Below are 11,387 nucleotides of genomic sequence, written 5' to 3' on the forward strand. Positions count from 1 at the left end.
AACCGGTGGACTCCTTGACTACGAGTACCGCCCCGATCGGCCCGACCTGCTGCGTGACCTGCGCCAACAGCCCGCACACCGCCTGCGGCCCCACCCCGGGCAACCGCAGTAACGCCCGAATCGGCGAAGGGGAAGCATCATCGCTCATCCGGCGAGAGTAACGATCTCCGATTCACCAGGGCAGCCCACGACGACGGCTCGGCGGCGCGATGTGACCGGGTGCCCGGAGGCGGATGTCAGGGGCGGGCCTTGCTGGGCTGGACGCGCTTGGGCTCGCCGGGCATCTTGGGGTAGTTCGGGGGGTAGGGCATGTCGCCGCGGTCGTCGGCGTGGAACCATTCGAGCAGAGGGGTCAGGGAGTAGGCCTTGTCGTCCAGGGTGGCGTGGACATCGCCGAGGTCGGCGAAGCGGGCGGGGACGGTGCGGATGTCGAAGGCGGCCGGGTCGACTTCGGGAAGTTCGTCCCAGGTGACCGGGGTGGAGACGGGGGCGTGCGGCCTGGCCCGGATGGAGTAGGCGGCGACCACGGTGCGGTCCAGGGCGTTCTGGTTGAAGTCGATGAAGACGCGCTCGCCGCGTTCCTCCTTCCACCAGGCGGTGGTGGCGAGGTCGGGGGCACGGCGTTCGACCTCGCGGGCCAGGGCGATGGCGGCGTACCGAACCTGGACGAAGTCCCATTCCGGGCGGATGCGCACGGCGATGTGGACGCCCCGGCTGCCGGAGGTCTTCGGAAAGCCGGTGATGCCGAGTTCGCCGAGCACGTCGCGGACCACGAAGGCGACCTCACGGGCCTGCTCGAAGCCGGTGCCCGGCTGCGGGTCGATGTCGAACCGCAGTTCGTCGGGATGGGCGAGGTCGGCGGCGCGGGCCTGCCACGGGTGGAAGTCGATGGTGCCCAGGTTGGCGCACCAGGCGAGGTCCGCCACCTCGGTGACCAGCAGCGTCTCGGCGGTGCGCCCGCTGGGGAAGCGCACGGTCACGCCCTGGACCCACTCGGGCCGCTTGGCGGGCAGCCGCTTTTGGTAGATGGCGTCATTGAGCACGCCGTCCGGGTGGCGCTTGATGTACGTCGGCCGGTCGCGGAGCCCGCGCAGCGCGCCCTCGCCCACACTGACGTAGTACTCCACGAGTTCCCGCTTGGTCGCCCCGATCTCCGGGAAATACACCTTGTCGGGATTGGTGACCTTGACGGTGCGCTGCCCGACTTCGAGTTCTATGTACGGCGAGGCCATGCTCCCGACCGTACCCCCGCTGACCTGCCCGGGTTAGGGCGGGCCCGTCCCGGAGCCGCCCGATGGCGGGATCGGGCGCTCGACGGGACGGACCACGACGACCATCCGCCGCGCCGGTGATTTCGCCGGGCGCTGGCGCATCGCCCGGCCGCCGGCGGCGGTCGGCCTCCCGGTCAGGGCGCCCAGCACGGGCGAGGGCCGGCGCCATCCGGGACAGGCCGCGGACGGTCTCCCCATTCATCGATGGAAGGTGACACACCTCCCACACTTACAAAGACGCCAAATCTCCCCCGAAAGGATGCTTCCACCCGCAACTCGGCTCGATGAAACGTCCTGCGCGCCACGATCGTAGGCTGGAGACATGGATAAAGTGGTCAAGAGCGACGCCGAGTGGCGAGTGCAGCTCTCGCCCGAGGAGTTCAGGGTGCTGCGTCAGGCGGGCACCGAGCGCCCCTTCACCGGAGAGTACGTCGACACCAAGACGATCGGCGTCTACTCCTGCCGCGCCTGTGGCGCGGAGTTGTTCCGCTCGGAGACCAAGTTCGACTCCCATTGCGGCTGGCCGTCCTTCTTCGAGCCGTCCGATTCGGATGCCGTCGTGCTGATCGAGGATCGCTCGCTCGGCATGGTGCGCACGGAGGTCCGCTGTGGCCGCTGCGACTCCCACCTCGGACACGTGTTCCATGGTGAGGGCTACGCGACCCCGACGGATGACCGCTACTGCATCAATTCGATCGCCTTGCGGTTGGAGCCCGCACAGCAGCCCGCCGGATAGCCATATCCGGTCAGGTTTAGGTCTTGCGCGTCCCTTGCCGCCGCCAGGAAGCTAATGGCGATCGGCGACAGAGGGGGCGCTCATGCCAGGGGGGACGCGTGCCGACGGACCGGAAGCAGGCTCCATCGGCCGCCCCGGCATGACGAAGCCCTGCCGGGCGCGGGCCGCGGCGGCCGGGCCCCGCATCCGCCGCTCCCCCGGTGAGCCGTACGCCCCCTCCGTGAACGCCGCCCAGGGACCCGGCGTCAGGGCAGACGCGCGGGCCGCCGGAGCGGGCGCCGTCCCGACGCACATCGTGCCGGCACGCGGCCCCGGCTGAAGCGGGAGGGTCCGATCAGCGGCTTCCGGATGGCGAGAGCGGAGATCGTGCTGGTGACGGCCCGATCCCTGGTACCGGCGCTGCGGGACCGCCTGCATCTGCGCCACAGGTGGCAGGCCATCGAGACCATCGGCAGGGTGCTCACCCAGCGGTGCGTCAAGTGCGGCAAGACCAGGGTCAGGATCAGATGATCCGGACGCCCGTCAGTCCGCCGGCTTGGGGTGGGTGACCCGGCAGTTGGCGTCGTCGGAGCCGAGGATGTTGGCGAGCACCGGATTGCCGTTCTCCCCGAACTCCGCCTGCACGAAGACGATGGGGTCGGCGACGCCCTGCTCCTCGATCAGGTAGCGCAGGCCGCGCTGGCAGAGTTCGAGCGCGTCGCGGGAGTTGTCCGCCGACTGCGGCAGGTCGGTGTAGATGCGCAGGTAGCCGCCGACCGAGCGGACGTCGGTGACGCGCTTGGCGGGCGAGTCCTTCTTGCTGCGCAGGAACTCCACCGCACGCGTGTCGGTGTGCTCGGACGGCCCGGACGCGCGCTCGGCGGTCTTGCGTTCGCTCCGCTTGCCGTCGCTCTTCTTCTCGTCGCTTTTCTTGTCGTCCGGCTTCTGCTCGGTCTTTCCCGCGTCCGCGGCGAAGACCGGAGCCTCCGACGGGACCTGCGCGGAGGCGGCGTGCGGAGGGCCGCCGGTGACCGCGGGCGCCGCCGTACCGGAAGGCGCGGCGACGACCGCGGGCGCCTCGCCTCCCCTGATCAGCGTGTATCCCGTCGCGACCACTCCGAGCGCGCCGAGCGCCGCCACATAGGCCACCGCCCGCCGCGCGCTCGTCCCGCCCTGCCTGCCGCGGCGATGCCGCCCGCCGCGACCTCTGGAACGCGCCACCCCGTCACCGCCCGTTGCCACGCTTTCGCCTCACTCAGCCGGAGATCTGCATTGAGTATGACAAATCATGGACGTGTCAGCCTACGCTTCGGCAAAGCGGATATTTCGCCCGTTACGGCAGGGCGGCCACCAGCTCGGTGACGGGCTTGCGCACCCCTGTGTAGAAGGGGATCTCCACGCGGGTGTGCCTGCGGGCCTTCGCGGCGCGCAGGTGGCGCATCAGGTCGACGATCCGGTGCAGCTCGTCCGCCTCGAACGCGAGCATCCACTCATAGTCGTTGAGCGAGAAGCAGGCGACCGTGTTGGCCCGCACGTCGGGGTAGTCGCGCGCCATCTTCCCGTGCTCGGCCAGCATCGCCCGACGCTCTGCGTCGTCCAGCAGGTACCACTCCAGCGAGCGGACGAACGGATAGACGCTCACGTAAGCACGCGGCTCCTCCTCGGCGAGGAAGGCCGGGATGTGCGACTTGTTGAACTCCGCGGGCCGGTGCAGCGCCATCGCCGACCACTCCGGCGTGCAACGCCGCCCCAGCTCGGTACGGCGGAAGCGGGAGTAGACCTCCTGCAGGTCCTCAGAGGTGGGGGCGTGCCACCAGAACATGAAGTCGGCGTCGGCGCGGAAACCGCTGACGTCGTAACAGCCCCTGGTCACCACGTCCTTGCCGGCCACCTGGGCGAGCAGGTCGGTGACCTCGGCGGCCATCGCCTTCCGGTCGCCCTCGCACGACTCGCGCAGCTTGAACACCGACCACATCGTGTAGCGGATCACCTGGTTGAGGTCACGCGCCTTGGGCCGCGCGCCTTCTTCCCTCGTCATATCGGCACACCCTTTTCAAGCCGCCATGGAACCACGTCGTGATCCCGCCTCACACGGAACCGGCCGACTGCCATTCTCTCGTGGGGTCCAGGTGGTCCAGCACCCGGGCCACCGCTGTACGGGCCGTGGCGACGCACGCGGGAACGCCGAGGCCGTCGTAGGCCGCTCCGCAGAGCGCGAGGCCCGGGGCGGCCGCGACGGCCGCGCGGATGCGCGCCACGCGGTCGAGGTGCCCCACCTCGTACTGCGGCAGCGCCCCGCCCCACCGGGTGACGCGGCTGTCGCGCGGCAGCCCGCGCACGCCCATCACCTCCGACATCTCGGCCATGGCCAGAGAGACCAGCTCCCCGTCGTCGCGCTGGAGGATCCGCTCCTCGCCCAGCCGGCCGATCGAGCAGCGCAGCACGATCGTGTTCGGGTCGGCCGCGGCCAGGTGCGGCCACTTCACCGAGCTGAACGTGGCCGCCTTGACCGGGCGGCCCTCGACCGTCGGCACCAGGTAGCCGCTGCCCGACGGCGGGGTGGGGAAGGCGGCCCGGGGGTAGGCGAGGGTGACGATGGCCATGCTCGCGTACTCGATCGCGACCAGCTCGGCGGCGGCCGCCGGGACCTCCTCCGCGAGCAGCCGGCCGGCCGGGGCGGCGGGCACGGCAAGCACCACCGCGTCGGCCTCCACGACCTCCGGCTCGGGCACCGGACCGGCGATCAGCCGCCAGCCGCGTGGCGTACGGCGCAGCTCGCGCACCGTGACGCCCGTCCTGACGGTGGCGCCCGAGGCGGCGGCCACGGCCTGGGGCAGGCCGCCCATGCCGCCGCGCAGCGTGGTGAAGACCGGTCCCGCGTCCGCGGGCGCCTCGGCGACGATCTGCCGCGCGGCGCCGGACAGCGAGCGCGCCGACCGCGCCACCGCCGCGATCCGCGGCATGGTCGCCTCCAGCGACAACGCGGCTGCGCGCCCGGCGTAGACGCCTCCGAGCATCGGCTCGACCAGCCGCTCGACCACCTCGGCGCCCATCCGGGCGCGGACGTAGGCGGCGACCGACACGTCGCCCGCGACCGGCGTGGCCGGCAGCACCTGGTCCAGCAGCGCGCGGGCCAGCCCGGACGGCGTCAGGACACCCGACCTGCCGACCCCGGCCAGGTCGGAGGGCACGCCCATGACCTGACCCGGCGGCATCGGCCGCAGCGCGCCCCTGCTCAGGATCGACGCCTGCGTCGTGCCGGGGTAGACCAGCTCGTCGCCGAGGCCGGCCATCCGGGCGAGGTCCGTGCCCTCGGGCCGCCTGGCCAGCATGGCCTCCGCGCCCGCGTCGACCGCGACGCCTGCCACCTCGCTCACGTGCAGCTTGCCGCCGATCCGCGGCGAGCCCTCCAGCACGGTCACCCGGACCGCGTCACCCGCCTGCCGCCGCAGAAACCAGGCCGCGGCCAGGCCCGCGATCCCGCCTCCGACGACCACCACATGCCGTCCGCCGTCGCCCTTCATGTCACCAGACGGTACCGGCCCCCGAACGTGACTTCATCGTGACGCCCTCGGTTAAACCGCGCGATGGCCGCAGCCGTGAATGAGACCATGAGCAGAATTCAGCACGGCCTGCGGCTGGGCGTGCCCTTGGCGGCCCTCCTGCTGCTCGGCACCGCGTGCGGCGGCGGTGGCGGCGGGACTGCGCAGTCCACCTCGGAGCGCGCCGACGCCCCCGCCGCCCTGACCTCAGAGGACCGGTACGGCAAAAGCGAATCCGACATCACAGCCAAGAAGCCGCAGTCCGCCACCGACGAGGAGTCCGGACGCGACACCTCGGGCAAGATCGAGCTGATCAAGGCCGAGCGGGCGGTCATCTACGTCTCGGAGATGGGCGTCAAGGTCAAGGACGTGCCCGCGGCGGCCGAGAAGGCCAAGCAGATCGTCACCGCCGCGCAGGGCCATCTGTCCAAGGAGGAGAGCGATTCCTTCGGCAAGCGCGACGCGTCGGCCCGGCTGGAGTTCAAGGTGCCGCCCCCGGCCTACCCGGGGGTGCTCGCCCGGCTCGGGAAGGAGCTCGGCGATCGTGAGTCGCTGCGGCAGGGCACCGAGGACGTCACCGAGGAGGTCGCCGACGTCGAGAGCCGGCTCGCGTCCTCGAAGTCGGCCCTGGAGTCGCTGCGCGCGCTGCTCAAGCGGGCCGACACCATCGGCGAGGTCCTCCAGGTCGAACGGGAGATCAACGAGCGCGAGGCCGACCTGGAGTCATTGCAGGCCAGGCAGAAGTCGCTGGCCGAGCGGACCAGCATGGGCACGATCACGCTCCATCTGTTCGGGCCCGCCTCGTCCGCCCCGAAGCGGGCCGACGACCCCAGCGGGTTCGCCGCCGGGCTGCGGTCGGGCTGGCACGGGCTGGCGGACTTCGTGAAGGTCGTGCTGACCTTGGTGGGCGTCCTGGTGCCGTGGCTGATCGTGATCGTCCCGCCGGCGGCCGGCCTGGTGTTCCTGGTACGGCGGAGCCGCAGGCGGCACGCGCCGCCCCCGGCCGTGGAGACGGGCGAACCGGCGGTCAGTTGACCGGGAAGGCGTGCACGAACTCGGTGAGCCGGGTGAGCGCGCCGGGGTCGGTCGAGGGCAGGACCCCGTGCCCGAGGTTGAACACATGGCCCTCGGCCGCGCGACCGCGCGCGAGCGCGTCGCGGGCCCGCGACTCGATCACCTCCCACGGGGCGAGCAGCACCGCGGGGTCGAGGTTGCCCTGCAGCGCGCGCCCCGGGCCGACCCGCTCGGCGGCCCGGTCCAGCGGCACCCGCCAGTCGACCCCCACCACGTCGGCCCCCGCCTCGCCGAGCAGGCCGAGCAGTTCGCCGGTGCCGACGCCGAAGTGGATGCGCGGCACGTCGAGGTCGGCCAGCGCGGCGAAGATGCGGCTGGTGTGCGGCAGCACGAACGCCCGGTAGTCGTCGGGGGCCACGGCCCCCACCCAGGAGTCGAACAGTTGCAGGGCCGAGGCCCCGGCCTCGGCCTGGATGCGCAGGTAGCCGATGGTGATGTCGGTGAGGCGGTCCATCAGCGCGTGCCAGAGCGCGGGCTCGCCGTACATCATGGCCTTGGTGTGGTCGTGGTTCTTGGACGGCCCGCCCTCGATCAGGTAGGACGCGAGCGTGAACGGCGCGCCGGCGAAGCCGATCAGCGGCACCGGGCCGAGTTCCTTGACCAGCCCGCGCACGGCCTCGCCGACGTAGGGCACGTCATCGGGCTCGATGGGGCGCAGCGCGCCGAGCGCGTCCGCCGACCTGATCGGGTCGGCCACCACCGGGCCGACGCCCGGCTTGATGTCCAGGTCGATGCCGATGGCCTTGAGCGGCACCACGATGTCGCTGAAGAAGATCGCCGCGTCAACGCCGTGGCGGCGGACCGGCTGCATCGTGATCTCCACGATCAGATCGGGTGTGGCGCAGGCGGTGAGCATCGGCACGCCCTCGCGCAGCGCGCGGTACTCGGGCAGCGAGCGGCCCGCCTGGCGCATGTACCACACCGGGACGTGCGGGACGGGCAGGCGCCGGCAGGCACGGACGAACGGGGACTCGGCTGGATTCACCCTCACAGGGTGCCATGGGGCACCCGCGGTCCGCGCACGGACGCGGCGGCGGGATGAGGGGAAATGCGGCATGGTGTGGCCAAGCCAGCCTTTTCCGCTCGCCGTCAACCGCCGCCGTCATCGGACGCCTCCGGGCGGCGCGCCGCCACGCCACGAGCGCCCTGAGGCCATTGAATGCGGCTTGAACGCCGCATGAAGGGTACAGTGCGCGTTATGGGAGAGCCGTGACGAGCTATCGGCTGGTTCAAATGTTCGTCAAGTCACCGCGCGGCATCGATTCGGGTACCACTTTCGGGACACGCCGAGTGCGTTGCGCGGAATTGTCGGTCGGGCGTGCCAACGTTCGGAGCACGACCCGACGAAAGGCCCGTGAGATGACCGCGATGTGGAGTTCCCCCGAGCGCCGCACTGAGCGCTGTGCCTCGTGTGCCGAAGAGCGGGTCTTCGAGCAGCCGCCATGCCACGACGGGCATGATCCCGGCGAGTGTCCGGAGTGGGCGTGCGCGGAGTGCGGGCACGCGATGCTCATCGGCGGCGCGCTCCCGGTGAGTACGACCCACCGGCGGCGAATCCCGGTCGCGGCTTGATCGATTCTCATGGCTCCTACATCTACCCCCGTGGTCCCCATGCGCCTGACTTCGACCTACTCTTCGACTATGACCATCGGTGACGCGCCCGACACCCCCGCCGCCTTCCGGCGCGCGGTGGAGAGTCTGCGCGGCACGGAGGTCAGACCGGAGATAGAGCTGGAGGACATCCCGGCGCCGCAGCGGCTGGCCCCCTACTCCGCCGCGATCGGCGCGTCGGTCTACCGCGACGGCGACGAGCTGGCGATCGGCCGGCTGATCCTGCTCTACGACCCCGAACAACAGCGCGGCTGGGACGGTCCGTTCCGGCTGGTGGCCTACGTGCGGGCGGACATGGAGCCGGAGATCACCTCCGACCCGCTGCTCGGGCCGGTGGCCTGGAGCTGGCTGACCGACGCCCTGGAGGCCCACCAGGCCGGTTACGCGGAGGCCGGTGGCACGGTGACCCGGGCCGTGTCGGAGGGGTTCGGCAACAAGGCGGCCGATCCCGTCACCACCGAGCTGGAACTGCGCGCCTCCTGGTCTCCCAGGGACGACGACCTTTCCGGCCATGTCGCCGCATGGTGCGATCTGATGTGCCTCGCGGCGGGTATGCCTCCGCTACCACCCGACGTGGCGTCCCTGTCGCCGCGCCGCCGCGAAGATCCGGAGTCCTTCAGGAAGTGACCGACGAGAAGACCATTCCGGAGCGGGAGGCCGTACCGCTGCTGGAACCGCGCGAGGGCATCCCCGCGGTGATCGAGGCTCCCGGCGAGCTGGCCGCGGCGGTGGCGGCGTTCGCCGCGGGCCACGGGCCGGTGGCGGTGGACGCCGAGCGCGCCTCGGGCTACCGCTACAGCGGCAGGGCCTACCTGGTCCAGTTGCGCCGCGCGGGCGCGGGCACCGTGCTGATCGACCCGGTGTGCTGCCCCGACCTGGCCGCGCTCGACGCCGCGCTGGCCGACACCGAGATCGTGCTGCACGCCGCCTCCCAGGACCTCCCCTGCCTGGCCGAGCTGGGGCTGCGCCCCCGGCTGCTGTTCGACACCGAGCTGGCCGGCCGGCTGCTCGGCTACGAGCGGGTCGGGCTCGGCACCATGGTGGAGACCGTGCTGGGCCTGCGCCTGGAGAAGGGGCACTCCGCGGCCGACTGGTCCACCCGGCCGCTGCCGGAAGACTGGCTGCGCTACGCGGCGCTCGACGTCGAGGTGCTGGTGGAGCTGCGTGACGCGCTGCGCGACGAGCTGGCCGCGGCGGGCAAGCTGGAGTGGGCCGAGGAGGAGTTCTCCGCGGTGCTCGCCACGCCGCTGCCGGCGCCGAGGTCCGATCCGTGGCGGCGTACCTCGGGCATCCACAAGGTTCGCTCGCTGCGCGGTCTCGCGGTCGTGCGCGAACTGTGGAACCTGCGTGACCGGCTGGCCAGGGAGGCCGACCTCGCTCCCGGGCGGGTGCTGCCCGACTCGGCGATCGTGACCGCGGCCCTGGAGATCCCGCGCACCACCAAGGGGCTCACCGAGATCGCGCCGTTCACCGGCCGCAGCGCCCGGCGGCATATGCGCGAGTGGCTGGCCGCGATCGGCAGGGCCCGCGGGTTGCCCGACACCCAGCTTCCGCAGCCGAGCACGCCGGGCGACGGCCCGCCGCCGGCCAACCGCTGGGCCGACCGCGACCCGGCCGCCGCCCGGCGGCTCGCCGCGGCGCGCACGGTGGTCGCGGCGCTGGCCGATGAGCACCGCATGCCGACGGAAAACCTGTTGCAGCCCGACGCGGTGCGCCGGTTGACCTGGGAGCCGCCGGAGGTGATCGATGACGAGTCGATCGCGGACCGGCTGCGTGGGCTCGGCGCCCGTTCCTGGCAGATCCGGCTGACCGCGCGCCCGATGGCCAAAGCGTTAACCAGGCTGGAGACCAAGGGAGAAGTCTGACCGGTTTGCGTGGAAATATGATGCTTTAGGGCAATTTTTCGCCATTAACTGGTCACTGGCTGGAAAAGCTATTGATTCACACCCCAACGCTGTGGCTCGCGGCGCACAGCCGGGTGAGCTTTCTGCGGTGTGCGCGGTACGCGCGGGCGACGCCGTCCAGGAATTCGGTGTCGCTCTCCAGGTCGCCGCCGCCCGGCACCGTGGGCGCGTCCCCGGCGAGGCGGGGCGACCGCCCGCGTTCCTTGTCGTGCGTCGCGGCCGCGAGCATCGCCGCCTCGGCCAGGACCTCCGCGTCCCGGCCGGTGATGCCCCTGCGCGCGGCCAGCTTCCGGGCCGCCGCCGCGACCTCAGGGTCGAAGTACGGCAGCAGCGCCAGCCGGGCGTCCCTGATCTCGATCACCCTCCGGTAGAGGCGCAGCCGCAGGTCCACCGGGGACAGCTCGGAAAGGGCCGCCGCCGGGGGGACGAGCGCGATCTCCGGCACCGCGCGGTAGAGCGCCAGCCACAGCGGGCGCAGCCGGCGGTAGGCCAGATAGCGGCCGGCGAACTCCAGCGCCTCGGGGACCTTCAGCCGCGGCCCCCAGCCGGGCATGGTCGTGCCGATCACCAACAGCAGCAGGGAGAGCGGCGGGAGCAGCGCGTCCAGGTTCAGCGGCACCGGCGGATAGGAGAACTCCAGCCGCCGCGCGGCGAAGTAGATCGTCTTGTGGGCCTGGTACGCCATGGCGACCGCGGCCCCGGCGACCACCAGGTGCAGCCCGGCGCGCAGCGTCGCCGTGGCGGCCACGCGGGCGCAGCGCAACCCCTCTCGGGTCACCCCGACGAAGGCGGGCACGATGGCCAGCGCGTAGACGAGCCAGTATTCGAGCACCCACGGGGCCGCGCCGTACCTGGCCGCGAAGCGCACGTCATCGACGGGGGTGGGGGCGGCGACGAACAGCACCGCCATGGCCACCAGGGCGGCGACCAGGTAGCAGGCGTAGCGCACGATGCCCGCACGGGCGTTCCTGCCGGGTTCGTCCATGAGGTGGAAGAACGCGTGGCCCGCCCAGGCCACGCCCAGCATTCCGGCGTGCCCGAGGAGCCTTGCGACATTGGGGATGCCGGTCAGCTCGCCGATCAGGCCGTAGACGACGGGCGTGTTGACGGTGGTGGAGATGGCCAGGCCGGTCAGGACCAGCGCGACCATGCGCCGGGACGGCTCGGACTGGCGGCGGCGGCCGTGCGGAGCGAGGAGGAGCAGGAACCACGCGACGATCGACGGCCCGTACATGCGGAGCCACTCCGCCATCCCGTTCCCCCGTTCAAA

Annotated in this window: 12 protein-coding genes; 6 read left to right on the forward strand and 6 right to left on the reverse strand. The window is 71.8% G+C overall.

Annotation, left to right across the window (positions count from 1 at the left end; genetic code table 11):
* Nucleotides 1-236: 236 nt before the first annotated feature.
* The gene (gene ligD, locus C1I98_RS26855; protein WP_111170207.1) at nucleotides 237-1,232 is read right to left on the reverse strand and encodes a non-homologous end-joining DNA ligase; all 996 of its coding nucleotides are present in this window, start codon (nucleotides 1,230-1,232) and stop codon (nucleotides 237-239) included.
* A gap of 361 nt (nucleotides 1,233-1,593) precedes the next feature.
* Between ligD and msrB the strand changes: the two genes are divergently transcribed.
* From msrB to C1I98_RS41745, 3 genes are all read left to right on the forward strand, one after another.
* A complete protein-coding gene (msrB, locus tag C1I98_RS26860; protein ID WP_111170208.1) occupies nucleotides 1,594-2,007 on the forward strand; it encodes a peptide-methionine (R)-S-oxide reductase MsrB in 414 nt (137 codons plus the stop codon).
* Between the two features lie 139 nt (nucleotides 2,008-2,146).
* Complete coding sequence (locus tag C1I98_RS40700) at nucleotides 2,147-2,326, forward strand: hypothetical protein (protein ID WP_146607652.1); 180 nt, start codon at nucleotides 2,147-2,149, stop codon at nucleotides 2,324-2,326.
* A gap of 29 nt (nucleotides 2,327-2,355) precedes the next feature.
* A complete protein-coding gene (locus C1I98_RS41745) occupies nucleotides 2,356-2,517 on the forward strand; it encodes a hypothetical protein (RefSeq protein ID WP_158558196.1) in 162 nt (53 codons plus the stop codon).
* A gap of 12 nt (nucleotides 2,518-2,529) precedes the next feature.
* On the opposite strand, the gene C1I98_RS26865 is transcribed toward C1I98_RS41745, so the two are convergent.
* The 3 genes from C1I98_RS26865 to hemG form a co-directional block, all read right to left on the reverse strand.
* The gene (locus C1I98_RS26865; RefSeq protein ID WP_146607653.1) at nucleotides 2,530-3,228 is read right to left on the reverse strand and encodes a hypothetical protein; all 699 of its coding nucleotides are present in this window, start codon (nucleotides 3,226-3,228) and stop codon (nucleotides 2,530-2,532) included.
* Between the two features lie 91 nt (nucleotides 3,229-3,319).
* Nucleotides 3,320-4,024 (reverse strand): hydrogen peroxide-dependent heme synthase, encoded by a 705-nt coding sequence (hemQ, locus tag C1I98_RS26870; protein WP_111170210.1) that lies wholly within the window; start codon nucleotides 4,022-4,024, stop codon nucleotides 3,320-3,322.
* 49 nt (nucleotides 4,025-4,073) lie between these two features.
* Entirely contained in the window at nucleotides 4,074-5,510 is a 1,437-nt protein-coding gene (gene hemG, locus C1I98_RS26875; protein ID WP_111170211.1) for a protoporphyrinogen oxidase, read from the reverse strand.
* An 87-nt stretch (nucleotides 5,511-5,597) separates the two neighbouring features.
* Here hemG and C1I98_RS26880 point away from each other — a divergent pair, with 87 nt between their 5' ends.
* The gene (locus tag C1I98_RS26880; protein WP_158558197.1) at nucleotides 5,598-6,563 is read left to right on the forward strand and encodes a DUF4349 domain-containing protein; all 966 of its coding nucleotides are present in this window, start codon (nucleotides 5,598-5,600) and stop codon (nucleotides 6,561-6,563) included.
* On the opposite strand, the gene hemE is transcribed toward C1I98_RS26880, so the two are convergent.
* Complete coding sequence (gene hemE / locus C1I98_RS26885; RefSeq protein WP_267898078.1) at nucleotides 6,556-7,587, reverse strand: uroporphyrinogen decarboxylase; 1,032 nt, start codon at nucleotides 7,585-7,587, stop codon at nucleotides 6,556-6,558. The two genes, C1I98_RS26880 and hemE, sit on opposite strands and share 8 nt — an antisense overlap.
* A 656-nt stretch (nucleotides 7,588-8,243) precedes the next feature.
* Between hemE and C1I98_RS26895 the strand changes: the two genes are divergently transcribed.
* Together C1I98_RS26895 and C1I98_RS26900 are read left to right on the forward strand one after the other, a co-directional pair.
* Entirely contained in the window at nucleotides 8,244-8,840 is a 597-nt protein-coding gene (locus C1I98_RS26895) for a DUF3000 domain-containing protein (protein ID WP_111170215.1), read from the forward strand.
* The gene (locus tag C1I98_RS26900; protein ID WP_233508212.1) at nucleotides 8,837-10,078 is read left to right on the forward strand and encodes an HRDC domain-containing protein; all 1,242 of its coding nucleotides are present in this window, start codon (nucleotides 8,837-8,839) and stop codon (nucleotides 10,076-10,078) included. The genes C1I98_RS26895 and C1I98_RS26900 overlap by 4 nt, the downstream gene beginning before the upstream one ends.
* Before the next feature lie 76 nt (nucleotides 10,079-10,154).
* On the opposite strand, the gene C1I98_RS26905 is transcribed toward C1I98_RS26900, so the two are convergent.
* A partial coding sequence (locus C1I98_RS26905; protein ID WP_233508213.1) for an MAB_1171c family putative transporter occupies nucleotides 10,155-11,387 on the reverse strand: 1,233 nt, incomplete at its 5' end.

Origin of the sequence: Spongiactinospora gelatinilytica (assembly GCF_003236385.1) — a bacterium.
In the GTDB taxonomy this organism is placed as follows: Bacteria; Actinomycetota; Actinomycetes; order Streptosporangiales; family Streptosporangiaceae; genus Spongiactinospora; species Spongiactinospora gelatinilytica.